This is a genomic window from Sphingobium sp. TKS, from assembly GCF_001563265.1.
Classification (GTDB): Bacteria; Pseudomonadota; Alphaproteobacteria; order Sphingomonadales; family Sphingomonadaceae; genus Sphingobium.
In genome coordinates, this window is the sequence record NZ_CP005083.1 from 2,251,817 (window position 1) to 2,269,506 (window position 17,690).

The window sequence follows — 17,690 nt, forward strand, 5'->3', positions numbered from 1 at the left end:
GCGATTGTGAATGCGTTGCTTGGTTCGACGCTTCTGGCCAGCACGGCGGTTGCCGCTGCCGCCGAAGGGGAGCCGACGAGGCAGTCATACGATGTTCCCAGCCAGGATCTGGGCGCAGCTCTTCGCGCAGTGGGCAGGGCCGCCAATCGTGAAATCATTTTCGAAACGGATGTCGTTCAAGGGAAGCGGGCGCCTGCCCTTGACGGTTCATACACGACGAGAGAGGCGGTCGAACAGCTCCTCCGCGGTACCGATCTCGTAGCGGTCGAGCGAGGCGGGGCGATCCTTATCCGGAGCCGATTTCGGGAAGCTTCGGCGGAACTGAGTTCCAGTGGCGGCAGCTCCGACATTGTTGTCACGGGATCGCGGATCAGAGGCGCAGAATCCCCGTCAGCAGTCTACGAATATTCGGCAGCGGAAGTCAAACAGCAGGGCGTTACAGATCTGCGTGAACTGGCTTCGATCATACCACAGAATTTTACAGGTGGTCAAAATCCTGGTGTCGGGCAAGGCCCCGGTCTTTTCGGTAGCCAAAATGGGGATTCGTCGACGGCCCTCAATCTCAGAGGGCTCGGCCCCGACGCGACGTTGACACTCCTCAACGGTCGCCGAATGGTCTACGGCTCCATTACACAGGGAGTGGATTTCTCCAGCATTCCGCTCGCCGCAGTTGAACGAGTAGAAGTCCTGCCAGATGGCGCATCAGCGCTGTACGGTTCCGACGCTGTCGGCGGCGTTGTGAACATCCTTCTCAAGCGAAACTATCGAGGGTTGGCTTTTGATACGGCTATCGGGGCGTCAACCGATGGGGGGAATTTTACGCAAAATTATAGCGCCGTTGGCGGGACCCAATGGTCGGGCGGCGGCCTCGTCCTGACTGGGAATTTTGCTCGCAATTCGGCCATCACCGCCGGCCGGCGATCTTACACTGCCGCGATGAATCCGAACGCGACATTGTTTCCCATGATTCGCACAGTCAGTGTCGTCGCAAGCGGCCACCAACAAATCGGCGACGTCTTGAGTTTGAATGCGGATGGCTATTACACCAGCCGTGATACGGCGACGGACGCACCAAATCAAACCACCGGCCCTCTGACTGATTTCGGCGTAATCCTTCGATCGAAGAGTTGGACCTATGGCATCATGCCGGCCGCAACAATCGATTTATCCCCTTGGAAGATATCCTTGAATGGTGTCTTCGGTCGTAGCTTTTCGCCCATAGTTACTCGGGTATTTCTCCAAGGTTCGCAGCTACTGCGCAACGAAGTGATCTATGACAACGAAAATCGGGTCGTAGAAGCGGGTGCAGAGGGCCCGCTGTTCGATCTTCCCGGCGGACGAGTAAGGCTTGCTTTTGGCGGTGGATGGCGTCGCAATGAGTTGACAACGACCCGAGCGACGGTCGTCCGTCGCGGAGACCAATCAGCATATTATGGGTATGCCGAGCTTAATTTGCCCCTGGTGGGGGAGCAGAATGCCATGCCGGGCGTGGAGAAGCTTCGTGTAAGCGCTGCCTATAGATACGAGCGTTACGATGGTCTATCAAACGTGGGAACCCCGCGACTTGGCCTGATTTGGGCCCCCGTCCGCGGAGCTGAAATCAAATTGTCGTGGGGCCGTTCTTTCAAGGCTCCCACTCTCGCGCAGCAGCTTTCTATTCCTGCCGCCACGCTGCTGTCCGCAGCATCTGGCGGAAGTACGGTCCCGAGCGGACGAACCCTGCTCTCTCTCTCAGGCGGAAGCACGACGCTGAGGCCCGAACGCGCAACGAGCTTCTCAGCAACAATCGACATCCGCCCACCGACGTTACCCGGTCTCGCGGTTAGCGTGAGCTATTTCGACGTTCGTTACCGTGATCGCATCGTTGCGCCGGTCGGCTCGATCGAGACGGCGCTACTGAGTCAAGCCTTTGCTGAATTGGTCGAGTTCAGGCCGTCCCTGTCTGCGATTCAGGAGGCGGTGAGCGTTTCGCCAACGGGTTTGAACAATCAGACAGGTAGACCGTTCGACCCGGCCTCGGTATTTGCTATAATCGATGGCCGATTTCGTAACATTGCCAGCACATCTTACAGTGGCGTCGACGGATCAATATCCTATCGCTTGGAATTTGGATCGCGGAATTCCCTCTCATTCCGGGCCGATGCGTCATACCTAACCTCAAGCCGTCAGCTCGTTCCCTTGGAACCGAGCGTCCAACTTGCCGGCACGATATTTAATCCGCCGCGGTTCAGGGCTCGCGGCGGCCTCTCCTGGACAAATAGTGGGGGCGTGGGAGCGAATCTCTTCGCGAACTATCTAGGCAGCGTCCGCGATAACCGCACAGCATCAACTTATTCGACAGCCTCCATGACGACGTGGGATATAACCGCTCGATACAAGTTAAACGGAGAATCCAGCCGGTCCAACTGGGAAGTGCAGATGTCGGTACTAAATTTGTTCGATAGGAAACCGAGCTTTATCCGAACGACAAGCGCGCTTTTCGAGCCATATGATTCGACGAATTACTCGGCGATCGGCCGATTTGTTAAGTTCTCACTTTCTGCACAGTTCTAGTGATGTTCTCACTGGCGCTCATGCTTGCAGCGATGTCTGCGGTGTCGGCCCCATGTGCGTCGTCTTCCGAGTCCGGATCGTCGCGCAACGTCCAAGCGCGAGATTTGGTCTCATTGCGGGATATTGGAGGGATGGCTGATACCGAGCCTCCCTTCAGCATATCGCCGGACGGTCGCAAGGTCGCCTTGACCGTGCGCCAAGGAGATGCCGACAGGAACGTGTATTGCACCACGCTTTATATTATCGATATCCGCAGTCGAAAGATCGATCTTGAACTCCCTATCGATGGCGAGCCGATCTTGGGAACTTTCGACAGACCGCCAGTTGCAGATTTTGGCACCGGGGCCATCGAAACAATCATCCCGAGATGGTCCCCGGATGGTGAGAGGCTCGCCTTATTGCTGCGTCGGGAGGGCCGGACCCAGGTGTGGATGCTGCCAAGCGCCGGCGGTACTCTCGCTCTGCTCTCGCGCTCCACTGAAGATGTTCGTGGATTTCGTTGGAGCGAGACTGGCGCGCAAATAATATTCACTGTGAGGACACCCCCGCATCAGACGCAAGAGGGGCTTCAGGGCTATCGATACGATGATCGATGGTTACCAAATTGGGGACCGGCCCCCCGGCCTCCGGCAACCCCGTTTCAAACGTTCGCGATCGGCGTGGAGGGGCGCCATGACGTGCTGCCGATAGAAGCGGAACGCATAGCTGCAGAACCGCGTCGTCAACGTGCATCTACCGGCGCCGAGGCATGGATCGGGTCAAAGGATCCAAGGTTTGTGAATTCTGCCACCACGATCGTCATCCGCCGGAACGACGGAACCGAGATGACGTGCGCCGATGCCATATGTTCGGACGTGGAGCAGATCTGGTTCGGCGATAATGGCAGCACCCTATTTTTCCTTTCGCGCGCTGGGTGGGCACGCAGCCTGACGAAGATTTACTCCTGGCCGGTAACGCGCGCTCAACCACGCCTCCTATATCAAACTCGCGACCTCATCAGCGGATGTGCAAGTTCCCGAACGGATATCATCTGCGCCGCTGAGTCTGCAGCGGTGCCGCGACGGCTGATCACTATCGGCAAAGCCACGGGCGATCGCACGCTCCTGTTCGACCCCAATCCGCAATGGCATTCCCTGAAGGTCGGATCCGTAAGACATCTCGAGGATCGCAATCAATATGGTTTGCCGTACTTTGCTGAGCTTGTCCTTCCGCCCGGAACCGGCGAACGCCCGAAATTGCCGCTTGTGATCGTCGGCTATTATGCGCGGGGATTTTTGCGAGGTGGTGTCGGCGACAGCTACCCGATCTTCCCTTTGGCGTCCGCGGGCTATGCCGTTCTAGTATATAATCGGCCCGTCTACTACGGTCTCGCGCAGCCAGTGAAGACGACGGAGGAAAGCACCCGGATCGGTGTCACGAATTGGATGGACAAGCGCAGCGTTTCATCGGCGATACTAACTACCGTAGATCGTCTTGTTCGCGAGGAAATCGTTGACCCTAAACGGATAGGCATCACTGGATTCAGCGATGGTGCTGACAAAGCACGCTATATGCTAGTTCATTCGCCGATCTTCGCGGCCGCCGCAATTTCCTCCTGTTGTGATGACCCTGTGTCCCTTCGAGCGATGCTGGGTCCGCTGCTTACGAAATCGGCGCTAGCGATGGGCTATCCAGGGTTCGATTACGGAAACGTGGAGCGTACAAAAGAATATTCCCTCGCGGCAAATGCGCATCGAATAAGATCGCCCCTCCTGATTCAGACATCTGATCGCGAATACTTGTACGCTCTGGAAAGCGAACAGGCATTGCGTGCTAACGGTAAGCCCGTCGCTCTCTACGTATTTCCCGACGAGTATCATATTTTCTGGCAGCCTGCGCACCGGTTGGCTGCCTATGATCGAAGCATAGCGTGGTTCAATTTCTGGATGCTCGACAAATCATCAGGACCAGCCTCAATGATAACGGACATCGGATCTTGGCGGTCATTACAGGAAGCGTCGACATCGCTTAAGATTGGAACTAATGAAGCAGCAGGCCTTGTTCCGTCCAGAAACGGCACCAACTCTCAACGTCAACCAGTTCCAAGATTCGCAGAAAGTCCAAGCCCCTAGACGGCCCCTCGCTTTTGCAGCACCGAGCAACGGCATCGCGGTCGAGTAGGTTCCGGTCAGCGAGCAATCCATTGGCGAGATAGTCACCGAGGCTTTTCCTATGCGCTTCAAAGAAGCGACTATGCAAAGCTACTGGTGTTCCCTTTGTCGTGCGAGATACCAAGCTGGCAGGGAGGAGGTCGGAACAGGCTTTGCGCGCGATGAATCTGTCAAGGTCATTCTCGAACCACATCCATGTCGGAACAGATATTGCTCGCTCTACGATGGGCGAAGTCAGAAGTGGCGATACGCTCGTTACGTTGTCTGCTTGGGCGAAGCGTTCAAGATGATTATGCGCGACGACAAGCGATGCGACGTGGGCAGCCTTACCGGGCATGGTCGCCTCGGCTCGCATCAGCCAGGGATGTAGAATCGCGGGCCGCTCGATCTCCCGCAAAGTCGCGCCGAGCATGCTGCTATTGCGTGGCCACCGATAGCCGGTCGAGCCCGATAAAGCTCGTGCAACCCCCCTTAGCGCCGCGCTCCAAATCTGTGAGTATGATGCACCTGTCAAATTGGCGAGGGAACGAGATACACGCCCCGCCAATTTCAAGCTGCGCCCATGGAGTATCGCATCAGAAAGGGGGCGGGCTGACCGTAAAGAGCAAAATACGTTGTCGCCACCGTAGCCGTTAAAGATCATGCATGACTCTTCTTTGCACGCCAGTTTCCGTAGCGTCGAATCTACTCCCATCGCTAGGCCTCGATTTGTAGGCCGAGGCAGGAATGCGCGCATCGTCAAGCACGTTTCCAACTCTGGTGCGACGTAGGGAAGTACAAGCAACTCACATTTTAAATGCTCGGCGAGCCCTTGGGCGTAACGCCGTTCGTCCCCATACGGATCATCGGTGTAGAATGTCACAAGTGTTGTCTTTGTGCAATCTCGAGAAGTAAGTGCAGCGATGATGGATGAATCCAGGCCCCCAGATACTGTTACAAGAGATTGTTTTGACACAGAGGACAGGCCTCTGTGAACCGTCTCCAGAGCACCTCTTAATTCGCGTGTGGCATCCTCATAGGTCATCTTAACGTCGACCACGATGTCCCAAGGAGACCAGACCGTACCGATGCTTATTCCGTTCCGTGTGATGGTTGCCTGCTCCCCAGGCAATAACTCTGTAACCCCGCGCAAGGCAGTCGCGGCATGAAAGTTTCCCGGGAACAGAAGCGTTTCTCCGAGGACTGCCCAGTCGATGGCTGGTGTCAGGAACCCTCCCTTGACCAACAGGTCTACGTCTGACGAGAAGACAAACGCTCCGTCCGCCTCCATGAAGTAGCAAGGCTGGAGACCGGACGGGTCGCGGACGACGCTAACCCTACCGTCTACATGTCTTTTGATTGAAACAAATGAACCCCAGCGTTCACGAAGAATTTCCGCATGCTTGTCACACTTACGAATTTCGCTAACTGAACGCTGATCGCCGGACGGCGAGAAGCTCAAACCTATTGTGTAAATGTCGCCGTCGACAGAATGCTGGGACTTCGGGATATCATTACAATACAATGTAGCTTGTTTGAAAGCGAACGCAAGTTTCAGGCCCGCACTTTGGAATGGTAGCGCAGAATGTTGTCTTGGCTCATTATTGTCAATTGCTACTCGGCAGATGAAGCGGCTCACGACGCTATACGCCCAGGATTGGTGTGAAGGTTGTTACCTTGTCAAGTTCGTCGTTCAGGACGCAGTGGTCGCGTTGGAGCCAGCAATGGGCTAGAAACGGCGTGGAGCGCACGCCCACGACGACAGTGCATCTGATACGGGCAATTCCAAGATGCCACGCAGCCGCAAGGGACTTTTCCACGCAGCGGTCATGTCGTCCGGCGAATAGGGCTGCCTTTCGGTGTGCCGCTATTAGGAGCGCGGTTCGAGCCCCGTCATTCGACAGGTATGCTTCATCACGTCTTACCCAACGCAGGGTTAAGGGGACTGCCCTGATGCCGAATTGCTTCAATGCTATACGTGCTGCCAATTGCAGCACCAATGCAACAGCAATTGAGAGCCCGCTTGGTCTTAATTGGGCTGCTTCACCAAGTGTCGTTCGAGCTGGCTGCGGGCTGGGCTGGCAAAGCGTGGAGCGTGGAGAGTGCAAATCAATGCCAAGACGAGAGAGCGACCGGAGGGCAGCCTCGTCGACCGGACTCAGGAAACCTTCTTCGCATAGACGAGAGAACGCCTGCTCAGCGGTATGTGGCAGTGAAAAATATCGATTGCCCGCCACGTCGAGGAGAATTGTTCGGCCGCCCGTCCGCGTGAAATATATCTGAGGGTGAATGGCCATATTGCGCCTATCACGAACGGGCGCGCGCAAGCGCGCGCCCGAGGCGATCATTCCGGATCGAGGCCGGGACCGAAGGCCAGACCAGTCAGTTCATCCGGTTGGCCCATCGATTGTAGTCCCTTGGTTTCCTCGGTGACAGCACCGAGATCGATGAGGTCGTCGTCCAGTTCATTCTCGCGGCTCATGGTGTCCTCCATTCGCATTGGGTACTGCGGTGTGCAGCACGCCAGATCCTATCCGCGCGGAGGTTGATCACCGATCTGATAAGCTATCATTGACGACACGAGTTGTGACGCAGTCATGGCGGGCGGTGATAGTAAACCGGTCGAATGTGTCGTTTCTGGCACGAATTCAGTCGGATCGGCCGCCGTGAACCATGCCGCCGACCGCGGCGACCAGGTCTGTTACGCGACGGAGGCGGCGCCTGTGGTAGGCCCATATGGCTGTCATCAGGTCCGAGGTTCTACCGGTCACGGTCAAGGCTTGGACCGCCCCGAGCTCATCGGCCACGCCGCCGAGTACTAAAGGCTCTCTGAGTCTCACCACATGAAGGCGCTCACCAGCGGCAAGGATTGCACTGCGATGTTGTGCGTTTGGTGAATGACCCGCAATATGCGAGAAGAGGTTCGCCGCAGCGGCCGCGATAGCCGCTGCTGCGATCAGGTTGGTCAGGCTTTCGAACTCTTCGCGGGGTCGTTCTGGTGCGGCGCGTTTCCCGACATGGAGAGCATTGCGGAGAAGCTGGCCATGCCAAAAGTAGAGATCGCGAAGGCCGTCTTCCGTGATGTCGGGGACATCAAAGCCGCCTCCCGGATGAAGCTTCAGCAGCTTCTCGCCGACAAGGCAGTACGCTGCACTGCGAACAGGGCTGATGCTCACACCATATTCTACGGCGAGAGCGCGTTCTACGAGCCGAGTGCGTGGAGGAAAGCGGCCCCCGATGATGTCCGCCTTCAATTGCTCATAGATACGCGTGGTCGTTACCGGATCGGAGGACATGGATCGCGCTTCACGGATAGGCCGAAGCGCGGAATACGGTCGCTCGTGCAAGGAGATCGAGCCAAGACCAGGGATGGCACCCGTTACGGACGGCCCGCGTTTTCGTTCGATCGAAGCGGCGGATTTGTGAGAACGAACGCCGTTGGAGGATGACAGGCTGCCGTCCTGGAGTTCGAAGAGGCCGACTGAGCTGCGCGTTGCCGTAGCGCGGAATTTCGCCATTCGCCAATCGCACGCCAACTCTCCTTACAGGTGCAGCGGCTCCGAATGTCGAATGATCGGTTCAACTCATTGTCCGGTCAAAAAGAATTAGTCTCGCATGCGATAGTATTCTCAGGGCTTCGCTCGGTTGCCCTGAGCTCCCAGATACGACTAGCTATCGAACGCTTCGGCATTAAGCAGCGGCATGAGCCCCCGTTCGGCCGCGACGACACGCGCTTGGGTGAGGGGCTTTTAGGTGGCGACCCGCGCGCCCGCTAACTCAGCTGTGTGCCAAGCCTGTCGTCGGACAGGACGAGAACACCACCCCGCTCCAACACGATTTCAAGCGTTCGCAATTTCCAGCCTGACGATGTAGCTCCGAACCTGCGCACTACCTCATTGCTTGCGCGTGTAGCGAATGATGTCCCGCAAATCCGCTTCCGCCGCCCTTGTCAGGATGTGGCTGGCGGTCAAGCGCGGCTGTCCTCGTCCAACTCTTCCTCAACGATTGCACCAATGCTCCGGGGCGATACGTCGCCCGCCAAGCCCTCCGCGATCCGCCGGCCCAACAGGGTTTTCAGCTCCTGCCATGGCTGATCTTCCCCCGCACCGGCCGGAAACAGCCGCTCGATCGCATATTGCCTGATCGTCTTGCCGTGGAGGGCGGCCAAAGCCTTCAGGGTCTGATGCTGCCGATCTGTAATGTCGATGGTCAACCGACTCATGATTGCCTCACACATAGGAACGGACTCACATTAGCACAAATGTGGGTCCGTTCTTATGCAGCGCTAATGCAGCCCGAAATCGCTCTCATGCCGTCTCGATGTCCGTATGGGGGAAGTCATCGCCCTTGTAGAGCAGCGCGACGCGGGCCTGTCTTGCACAGGCATAGGCAAAGCAATCGCCGAAGTTCAGATTGGCGGGATGGCGCGATTTCCCGAACCGGTCGTAGGCCTCGATCGCGATCGCGCGCGCCTCCGGCGAGACCGCCACGACCACGATGTCGGCTAGGCGCAAGAACTGTTCGACCGCATCATGCGCGTCGCGCACCTCGAGTCCGAGATTGCGGGCGACCGCGATCACGGACTCCCAGATCGCAAGCGGAGAGGTGAGGCGCTCCTGGGCCTTCTGCAGCCTCGCCAGGAGCTCATGGCCGTCATTTTCGTCGCACAGGATCGCGGTGAGCGCAGAGGCATCGACGAACATCAGCTCTCCCCGTAGAGGCTGTCGATGAAGGCCTTGTCGCTCTTGATCGTTTTCCGCGGATTCCCGCGCGCGCGAAGGGCACGGGCAAATTCGAGGCCCCGCTCCACAAGGGACGGGACCGCCTCTTCACGCTCCAGCTCATGCTGAAGCGCGCTGCGAACCGCTTCCTTCTTGCTGATCCGCCGTAGCATCGCCAGCCGTTCTGCCATGCGCGCGACCTCGGCATCCTTCACATAGAGCGCCATCGCATATCCTCCTTGGATATTGGATATATAGAAGTGGCTATCAAGTCACAAGTTCGAGGTTGGCACTTGCCTGCCGAGGCCGCCGAGGCGTCAGCTCACTCGTTCGCCCAAAGCGAACCGAGCGAATCCATGAGTTCGTCAAACGAAGACCGCATCTCCGGCGTCAACCTGACGTTTATCCGCCGGTTGTCCATCGGATCGAGCATCCGTTCGACCACGCCCAGCCTGGCCAGGCGCCTGGACTGCCGATGCGGGTTGGCAGGTGGGGCCCCCGGCGCCAGACAGGTCTGGTAGACCAGGCGTCCCTCGAATTCGGCGAGATAGATATCGAGCAAAATGTCCCAGAGCGGATTCGACACGAAGATCTTGTCGATCAGCCGTCCGGCGATTTCCCGCTCCGCGATCAGAAGCCGGCACACCCGGGCGCGTCGCTCTGCCGCCAAGCTGGTTTCTCTATCGACGGTGGGAAGGCAGGCCTGCGCGCCGCAGTTCACTTGCCCGCACTCGCAATCTGGGCACCGGTCGCGGTGACGTTGGCCTCCCGCGGGGCGGGGATCGGCATTTTCTGCCCGAGGAGAGGAGGGACGAACGCTCCGGTTGCGTGGACCTTGGTCGGGAGCCTGGCTCGCGTGCGTTGCTGAGCCGGTTCGGTAGCCCGCCTCCCGCTCAGCGGCGCAGCCAACCGGTCCTCGCCAGGCCGCAGGCGCCCCAGACCGGGAGCGGCAGGTAACGACGATAGCATCTCCTCCTCCTCAGTCCGAAGGCTCGCCCGACAGGGCCAGCGAACGAGACCTTGCGCCCGCTCGGCGATGCGCCGGCACGATCGTGTTGCAGCAAGACCGCCCGATCCGAGCGTGACAATAGCATGACAAGCCAGCAAGTTCCGCCGTTTCCTTCGGAAATCGTTGCCAGAATGGGAGCATGTGCGGCCAACCCTTGATCAGCCGGACCGTGGCCAGTGTATTCGGTCTTCTCTCTCTCTTTGGCCGCTGGCTGAGCTTCGGCTCCATTCCCACCGACGCTCGGCAACTCGTTGGCCACGCGCGTGCGTCAAGCACCGGACCGATGCACTGCGAAAGGAAGGAAAGAGGGTGGGGAACTGGCGGCGCCAGGTGGCCTGAATGGTCCGGCCTCCGCCGCCAGGAGTAACACCATGAATTATCCGATCGTCTACGTACCGGCGCGAAACTGCGTCGTCTCCCCGCTCAACGTGCGAACCCAGAGCGATCCCGAAGCCGATGCCGAGCTGGAGGCGCTCATCGGCGAGACCGGCTACGTCATCCAGAACCTCATCGGCGTGGCCGTGAAGCGTAAAAAGGACAGCTACAGCATCTTCGGCGGCGGCCGGCGTCTCACCCGCGTCCTCAGCCTCATCGAGAAGGGCAAGCTCCACGAGGACTTCGAGGTTCCTGTCATGGTGTTGCCCAACACCAAGGATGCGATCACGCTCAGCCTGGCGGAAAACCAGAAGCTGCCCACCAGTCCCGCCGACGAGTGCATGGCGTACAAGAACATGATCGAGAAGGAGGGCAAGACGCCGGCACAGGTCGCCGCTCGATTCCACAAGTCGGAGCGTTTCGTCCTCGGTCGCGTGCGGCTCGCCGACCTTGCCGAGGTCGTCTTCGAGGCGCTCCGCAAGGGCGAGATCACGCTCGAGATCGCCATGGCCTATGGCAGCAATCCCGACGTCACCCGGCAGGCCGCCGTCTTCGAGGAGATGAGCCAAGGCTATTACAGCACAAATGCGAGCGAGATCAGGCGCCGGCTCGCCCAGGGCACCTATCTGGGCGGCGATCCCAAGGCCCTGCTCGTCGGTCGCGAGGCCTATGTCGCGGCCGGAGGCCGGATCGATCCCGACCTCTTTTCCAACGAGGCGACGGAACGCTGGATCGATGGCGACCTCGTCGATCGGCTTGCCAACGAGAAGCTCGCCGAGGCTGCCGAAGCCATTCGCGAGCGCGAAGGTTTCGCCGAGATCCGCGTTCTGCCGACCACCCATGTCACCTATCAGGAGACCTATGATCTTCGGCCGGTCCGCGCCGAACTGCCGCCGCTCGCACCGGAGCAGGAGGCACGCTGCGAGGAAATCCAGGCCGAGCTCGAAACGATCGAGGAGCGGGCATCGGACGAGGATGGCGAGGGCTATACCGAGGACGACGAGGCCCGAACCCGCGAGCTCGAAGCCGAATATCAGGCCATCGTGGAGCGGACCCCGGTCCTGACCGACGAGCAGAAAGCGACCGCACTCGCCTATGTCGTCATCGGCAGGGACGGCCAGCCGCGGATCCACGAGCAGCTCTATGTCGCGCCGGCAGCCGTGGACGACGAGGAAAGCGAGCCGTCCGAGGTGGACGGCGAGGACGAGACGGTCGAGGATCAGGCGTCGGGCAAGCCCGTCATCAGCCAGCGGCTGGCCGACGAGCTCGCGACCATGAAGGCGGAACTGTTGCGCCTCCATGTCGCCAGCGATCCCCGGTTCGCTCTCGATCTCGGCACCTTCTACATGGCCGACAAGGCGCGCCAGCGCTATGGCGGCGGGGATCTCGCGACCGAGCTCCGCTCGGACGAGGCTCCCTCGCGCGTCATCGGCTTCCAGAGCGACACGCAGGCGGCCGAGGAATGGGCCAAGCTCGATGCCGCCCTCGATCGCAGCTGGACCGACCATGTCGATGTCCGCGATCGCTACGACGCCTTCTGCGCCCTGCCCGAGGAGGCGCGTGCCGCCTGGCTCGGTTGGGCGATCGCGCGAACCATCCATGCCGTTCCCGCCGGCAAGACGGGCAGCGCGTTCATCGACCATCTCGGTCAGAAGCTGGAGATCGACGTGGCGAGCTGGTGGCGGCCGACGGCGAAGAACTATTTCGACCGCATCAGCAAGGCGTCGATCCTCGCGCAGTTCGAGGATGTCGGCGGCGCCGAACTCCGGCAGCGTTATGGTGCCTCCAAGAAGCACGATCTGGCCGCCTCCGCCGAAAGGCTCTTCGCCGGGGACATGCACATCGGTGCGGACGACAAGGCCCGCGCTTTGGCTTGGGTACCCGAGGCGATGCGCTTCGAGACGATCGCACCCCAGGCGGCCAACGAGGCCGAGCCTTCGGACGACGGCCTGGCCGACGTGACGGTTTGCGAGGCCGAACCGCAGGACGACGCGCCGATCGCCGACGCCGCCTGACTGCCCGGCAGTAAGACTTCAGGGGCCGTGGCTTCCAGCTGCGGCCCCATTTTTCATGCTGTCTCCGTTCCTGGGAGGAGAGGGGGAAGGTGACGGGTGGCGGGGCTGCGGAGCCCCAAAAATCAAGGAGCCCCCAATGAACCTTCCTCTCCTTCGGCTGGTGGAGTCGGCCGACGACACCCGGGACAAGGCCGCTCGCCTCTTCGGTGTCGCCCGTTTGCTCGCGGACGGCCTCGCGCGCGGCGAGGTCCCCACCAGGCAAAGCCTCAAGCGTCGAATGACCGAGGCCTTCGACAGCTCGGACGCGACCGGCGCCTGGTCGATGCGCGACGCCTATGATGCGCTCGAAGCGGCCCAGGCGCTCTACCTTGGTCGGGCGGACTGTCCGCTTCGCAACGCCTCCGATCCCGCCGCGACATTTGCTGCCATGCGCCAGCTCCAGGAGAGGCTGCCGACGCAAACCTACCGCAGCGAGCACCAGGTGGCGATGCAGCAGTTCAGCACGCCGCTGGCTCTCGCATGGCTTGCCGCGCTCGCCGCTCGGTTGCGGGCCGGCGATCACGTCCTCGAACCTTCCGCCGGCACGGGCATGCTTGCCGCCCACGCAGCGTCCGACACGATCGCGCTGACGCTCAACGAGCGCGACCCCCAACGCGCACGCCTCCTTTCGCTCGCGCTCGATCGACCGGTCGCCGAGCATGATGCCGAGTTCATCCATGACCGCCTCCCGGCTGGTGTCGAACCGAGCATCGTCCTGATCAACCCGCCCTTCAGCCGTAGCGAGGGCAGGGGCCGAGATCGCCACGCGGGGGCGCGACACCTCCGCTCCGCTCTCCTGCGCCTCGCCGCGGGGGGTCGCTGCGTCGCCATCATGTCGCCGGCTTTCGCCGCGGACGGCAGCGACGCCGGCGGTTACAACGCCGTTGCCGAGCTCGTGCCACCCCGCGTCGAGATCACCATTCTCGGCCATCCTTATGCCAAGCACGGAACGGGTATCGCGGTCCGCCTTCTTGTCTTTGACAAAGGATGGACCGGAACGCCCGATCGTCGCACGGTCGACAGTCTCGACGCCGCGTTCGAGGCAGTGTTGGTCGTTCCGCCGCGGCTGGATCCGTCGACCCCGCCGATACCGCCAGCACAAGCCGCATACAGGCGGCCCGCTCCGCGCATCGCCAACGCGGCGGGTTCGCTCTTCGAAAACCTGTCACGCCCCCGGATCGTCGTCCCCGCCCGGATCGCCGCCAAGGGGGATGAGGCGAGGCCCCTGGCTTACGCCATCCGCGACACGCCGAGACCGGCTGGTGATCCCGTCGGCATCTATGCGCCCTGGCGCCTCGCCCGGATCGACATCGATGATGCCAAGACCCATCCGGACGAACTGGTCGAATCCATCGCCATGGCCTCGGTCCTGCCGCCGGCGCCCCGCCATCGTCCGACGCTGCAGCATCGCGCGTCCTCAAGTCTCTCGGACGCGCAGCTCGAGACGATCATCCATGCCGGCGAGGCATTTTCGCGCGATCTGCCTGGCACGTTCGTTCCGAACCAGGCCGGCGATCAGCTGAACGAGGATCCTGCCGGGAACACCTATCGCACCGGCTATTTCGTCGGCGACGGGACCGGCGTCGGCAAGGGTCGCGAGGGCGCCGCGATCATTCTCGACCAGTGGAATCAGGGCAACCGCCGCGCCATCTGGATCTCAAAAAGCGCGAGCCTCCTCGAGGACGCCCGTCGTGACTGGAGCGATCTGGGCGGTCTTCCCATCGATATCCAGCCGCTCGACGCCTTTCCGCTCGGCCAATCGATCGAGATGCCGAGCGGCATCCTTTTTCTTACTTATGCGACCCTTCGATCGGCGCGCCACGACCAGGCCTCGCGGCTCCAGCAGATCCTCGAATGGACCGGTCCCCGTTTCGAAGGCGTTATCCTGTTCGACGAATCCCACGCCATGGGCAATGCCGCCGGAACCGAAACCGAGTTCGGCAACGCCAAGGGATCGGAACAAGGGCTCGCAGGCGTCCGGCTGCAGAACGCGCTGCCACGCGCCCGGATCGTCTATGAATCCGCGACCGGCGCCACCAAGCCCGACAACCTCAGCTACGCCTCGCGTCTGGGGCTGTGGGGGCCGGGCACGGCCTTCCAGGACCGCGGCGCCTTCATGGCGGCCATGGAGGACGGTGGCATTGCCGCCATGGAGATCGTCGCCCGCGATCTCAAGGCGATGGGTCTCTACACCGCACGCGCGCTCAGCTTCGCGGGCGTCGAATATGACCCGCTCGAACACAAGCTCACTCTCGATCAGATCGACATCTACGATGCCTATGCCGATGCCTGGTCCGTAATCCACCAGCATCTCGGTGAGGCGCTGAAAGCCGCGAACATCGTCGACCGCATGTCGGGCGACACGATGAACGCCATGGCCAAGGGCTCGGCGCTCTCGCGCTTCGAAAGCTCCAAGCAGCGCTTCTTCTCGCAGCTCCTCATCTCGATGAAAATGCCGACGGTCATCCGCGCGATCGAGACCGAGGTCGCCGCCGGCCACGCCGCCGTGGTCCAGCTGGTCACCACCGCGGAGGCCATCCTCGATCGCCGCCTCTCCGATCTGTCGCCGGACGAGCGCGCCAATCTGTCCGTCGATGTCTCACCCCTCGACACGCTCATAGATTATCTGAAGACGGCATTCCCGACCCGCCAGATGCGCGCCTTCCGCGCGACCGACGGATCGATGCGATCCGAACCCATGGTCGACGAGGCCGGCCACCCGGTCCACTGCCAGGAAGCGATCGCCGCCCGTGACGATCTTATCGAGCGCCTCTGCGCCATGCCGCCGGTGCCGTCGGCGCTGGATGCTCTCATCTGGCACTTCGGAACAGACCAGGTGGCCGAGGTGACCGGCCGGTCCCGCCGTATCGTCCTCGATGCCCAGGGCAAGCAGAAGATCGAGCGCCGCAGCGCACGCTCGAACATCACCGAGACCGAAGCCTTCATGGGAAACAGGAAATCGATCCTGGTCTTCTCCGACGCCGGCGGTACCGGGCGTTCGTACCACGCCGACCTCAACAGCAAGAGCGCCCACAAGCGCCGTATTCACTTCCTCCTCGAACCCGGCTGGCGCGCGGACGTGGCCATTCAGGGGCTCGGCCGGACCCACCGCACCAATCAGGCGACCCCGCCGGTGTTCCGACCCGTCACCACCGATTGCAAGGGCGAGCGGCGCTTCATCAGCACGATCGCCCGCCGGTTGGACAGCCTGGGCGCCCTGACGCGAGGGCAGCGTCAAACGGGCGGGCAAAACCTCTTCAACCCGGCCGACAACCTGGAAAGCGACTACGCTCGGGAGGCGCTCACCCAATGGTATCACCTTCTTCATGCAGGCAAGCTCGCCAGCGTCACACTCGAGAAATTCCAGCTTATTACCGGGCTGAAGCTCGCCGACGACAATGGCTCCCTTCTCGACAAGCTGCCTCCGATCCAGCGCTGGCTGAACCGTATCCTCGCTCTGCGGATCGCGACACAGAACGCGATCTTCGAGGAATATATGGGCCTGATCCAGGCGCGCGTGGACGCTGCGCGCGAAGCAGGAACTCTCGATGTTGGTGTCGAGACCATTCGTGCCGAGCGCATCGTGCCCCTTTCCGAGCAGGTGCTGCGCGTGGATCCTCTCACTGGTGCGGAAACCAGGCTGCTGCGTCTGGAACTTCACCTCAGGCCTCACATAACCAGTTGGGGTCGCCTCATGCAGCTCTGGGACGGCACCGACGACATCGCCTTCCTCCGCAACGGCCGGTCGGGTCGGGTCGCGCTCCGCGTGCCGTCCTGGTCCATCACCGACGAGGAAGGGCGGCCGGTGCCGATGTGCCAGCTCGTGCGTCCCACCGGCAGCACCCGGACCCGGCTTGCCGAGCTCTGGCACACGCATTGGCAACCGATCGACCGCGACAGTTTCCAGCAATTCTGGGAAGCGGAGATGGCGGAAGCCGCTTCGAAGGTCGATGTCGAGATCATCACGGTCGCAACCGGATTGCTCCTGCCAGTCTGGCACAAGCTGCCCGAGGACGATGTTCGCGTCTGGCGGATCGATGATGCGGCGGGTACGTCTATTCTGGGACGCATCGTCATGCCGATGGCTGTCGAGAAGCTGGAGGCGGAATTCGGTCTGGCGAGTTCGATCCGGCTCACCTCCGCTGAATTGATCGATGCAGCGCGCCATGGGGATGGCGCACCCATTCCCGGACTGGACGGGGCGCGCCTGATCGCGGCGTTCGTGAACAACAGCCGCCGATTCGAAATCCGCGATTTCAAGCCCCATGACCGGGAATGGCTGAAAGCCAGGGGCGCCTTTAGTGAGGTCATCCAATACAAGACGCGGCTGTTTCTGCCCGTCGACCGCGCCAGCGAACTGTTGGATGCCATGATCGCGGAACGCTCATAGCCAGGCGGCTGTCAAAGCTGTCCCTTTGCCTTGAGCTCGGCCACGAACGATGCAAGCGGTATGACCAGCGTTAGCGGAATATTGGGCAGCGTTTCGGCGCCGTAGCTCGCATACCATTGCGCTGCCCGCTCATTCTTCGCATCGATGATCAACAGCATGCCATCAGCATCCGCCGCGACCCGCAGGCATCGCAGGGCTGCGGCCACGAGAAGCTGGCCGCCCAGTCCCCAGCCGCCAACCGCAACATCGGTCGCCAGCCGGAAACCAGCAACCTCGTGCGGGGCCAAGCCTTTCGTCAGCGGTGCCGGCACATTGTGGTATGCAATCGCCGACGGCATGACGGTGTAGAATCCCAGCACGCGGCCGGGTGCGGCCGGATCGATCGCGCAAAAGGTCTTCGACGCATTCTGTTCATGGCTCTGGCGGGCATAGGCCGTGGCTATCCCGCGATTAGCCATG

At 61.0% G+C, this 17,690-nt stretch carries 13 protein-coding genes; 4 read left to right on the top strand and 9 right to left on the bottom strand.

Annotation, left to right across the window (positions count from 1 at the left end):
* The first annotated feature begins 6 nt into the window (after positions 1-6).
* Complete coding sequence (locus tag K426_RS11250; RefSeq protein ID WP_158511743.1) at positions 7-2,553, top strand: TonB-dependent receptor; 2,547 nt, start codon at positions 7-9, stop codon at positions 2,551-2,553.
* A gap of 32 nt (positions 2,554-2,585) precedes the next feature.
* On the top strand, positions 2,586-4,664 hold the full coding sequence (locus K426_RS11255) for an Atxe2 family lasso peptide isopeptidase (RefSeq protein WP_257721816.1): 2,079 nt from the start codon (positions 2,586-2,588) through the stop codon (positions 4,662-4,664).
* On the opposite strand, the gene K426_RS33070 is transcribed toward K426_RS11255, so the two are convergent.
* The 8 genes from K426_RS33070 to K426_RS11285 all read right to left on the bottom strand — a co-directional run bounded on the left by K426_RS33070 (position 4,573) and on the right by K426_RS11285 (position 10,124).
* Positions 4,573-5,973, bottom strand: coding sequence for an asparagine synthetase B family protein (locus K426_RS33070; RefSeq protein ID WP_082748584.1), 1,401 nt, complete (start codon positions 5,971-5,973; stop codon positions 4,573-4,575). The two genes, K426_RS11255 and K426_RS33070, sit on opposite strands and share 92 nt — an antisense overlap.
* 352 nt (positions 5,974-6,325) lie before the next feature.
* Positions 6,326-7,030, bottom strand: a complete 705-nt coding sequence (locus K426_RS33075) for a lasso peptide biosynthesis B2 protein (RefSeq protein ID WP_082748585.1) — start codon at positions 7,028-7,030, stop codon at positions 6,326-6,328.
* Entirely contained in the window at positions 7,027-7,164 is a 138-nt protein-coding gene (locus K426_RS31280; protein WP_158511745.1) for a benenodin family lasso peptide, read from the bottom strand. The genes K426_RS33075 and K426_RS31280 overlap by 4 nt, the downstream gene beginning before the upstream one ends.
* A 166-nt stretch (positions 7,165-7,330) precedes the next feature.
* Positions 7,331-8,200 (bottom strand): GntR family transcriptional regulator, encoded by an 870-nt coding sequence (locus tag K426_RS30315; RefSeq protein ID WP_082748586.1) that lies wholly within the window; start codon positions 8,198-8,200, stop codon positions 7,331-7,333.
* 449 nt (positions 8,201-8,649) lie between these two features.
* Entirely contained in the window at positions 8,650-8,904 is a 255-nt protein-coding gene (locus tag K426_RS11270) for an antitoxin (RefSeq protein WP_066561685.1), read from the bottom strand.
* 85 nt (positions 8,905-8,989) lie between these two features.
* Complete coding sequence (locus K426_RS11275; protein ID WP_066556967.1) at positions 8,990-9,385, bottom strand: type II toxin-antitoxin system VapC family toxin; 396 nt, start codon at positions 9,383-9,385, stop codon at positions 8,990-8,992.
* Positions 9,385-9,630: a type II toxin-antitoxin system VapB family antitoxin gene (locus tag K426_RS11280; protein ID WP_066556969.1), complete on the bottom strand. Its 246-nt coding sequence runs from the start codon at positions 9,628-9,630 to the stop codon at positions 9,385-9,387. Before K426_RS11280 ends, K426_RS11275 begins: the two co-directional genes overlap by 1 nt.
* Positions 9,631-9,725: 95 nt before the next feature.
* The gene (locus K426_RS11285; protein ID WP_066556970.1) at positions 9,726-10,124 is read right to left on the bottom strand and encodes a MarR family transcriptional regulator; all 399 of its coding nucleotides are present in this window, start codon (positions 10,122-10,124) and stop codon (positions 9,726-9,728) included.
* A 659-nt stretch (positions 10,125-10,783) separates the two neighbouring features.
* On the opposite strand from K426_RS11285, the gene K426_RS11295 reads away from it, so the two are divergent.
* Positions 10,784-12,802, top strand: a complete 2,019-nt coding sequence (locus tag K426_RS11295; protein WP_066556976.1) for a ParB/RepB/Spo0J family partition protein — start codon at positions 10,784-10,786, stop codon at positions 12,800-12,802.
* A 136-nt stretch (positions 12,803-12,938) separates the two neighbouring features.
* On the top strand, positions 12,939-17,231 hold the full coding sequence (locus tag K426_RS11300) for a strawberry notch family protein (protein WP_066556980.1): 4,293 nt from the start codon (positions 12,939-12,941) through the stop codon (positions 17,229-17,231).
* An 11-nt stretch (positions 17,232-17,242) separates the two neighbouring features.
* Here K426_RS11300 and K426_RS11305 read toward each other — a convergent pair whose 3' ends face one another.
* Positions 17,243-17,689 carry a pathogenicity island protein gene (locus K426_RS11305; protein ID WP_145907293.1) on the bottom strand — a complete coding sequence of 149 codons (447 nt, stop codon included), beginning with the start codon at positions 17,687-17,689 and terminating at the stop codon, positions 17,243-17,245.
* Position 17,690 lies beyond the last annotated feature (1 nt).

Excerpts from the sequence above, each read along its gene's own strand:
- K426_RS11255 (WP_257721816.1), top strand. The coding sequence starts at position 2,586 with ATGTCTGCGGTGTCGGCCCCATGTGCGTCGTCTTCCGAGTCCGGATCG.
- K426_RS33070 (WP_082748584.1), bottom strand. The coding sequence starts at position 5,973 with ATGGAGGCGGACGGAGCGTTTGTCTTCTCGTCAGACGTAGACCTGTTG.
- K426_RS33075 (WP_082748585.1), bottom strand. The coding sequence starts at position 7,030 with ATGATCGCCTCGGGCGCGCGCTTGCGCGCGCCCGTTCGTGATAGGCGC.
- K426_RS31280 (WP_158511745.1), bottom strand. The coding sequence starts at position 7,164 with ATGAGCCGCGAGAATGAACTGGACGACGACCTCATCGATCTCGGTGCT.
- K426_RS30315 (WP_082748586.1), bottom strand. The coding sequence starts at position 8,200 with ATGGCGAAATTCCGCGCTACGGCAACGCGCAGCTCAGTCGGCCTCTTC.
- K426_RS11270 (WP_066561685.1), bottom strand. The coding sequence starts at position 8,904 with ATGAGTCGGTTGACCATCGACATTACAGATCGGCAGCATCAGACCCTG.
- K426_RS11275 (WP_066556967.1), bottom strand. The coding sequence starts at position 9,385 with ATGTTCGTCGATGCCTCTGCGCTCACCGCGATCCTGTGCGACGAAAAT.
- K426_RS11280 (WP_066556969.1), bottom strand. The coding sequence starts at position 9,630 with ATGGCGCTCTATGTGAAGGATGCCGAGGTCGCGCGCATGGCAGAACGG.
- K426_RS11295 (WP_066556976.1), top strand. The coding sequence starts at position 10,784 with ATGAATTATCCGATCGTCTACGTACCGGCGCGAAACTGCGTCGTCTCC.
- K426_RS11300 (WP_066556980.1), top strand. The coding sequence starts at position 12,939 with ATGAACCTTCCTCTCCTTCGGCTGGTGGAGTCGGCCGACGACACCCGG.
- K426_RS11305 (WP_145907293.1), bottom strand. The coding sequence starts at position 17,689 with ATGGCTAATCGCGGGATAGCCACGGCCTATGCCCGCCAGAGCCATGAA.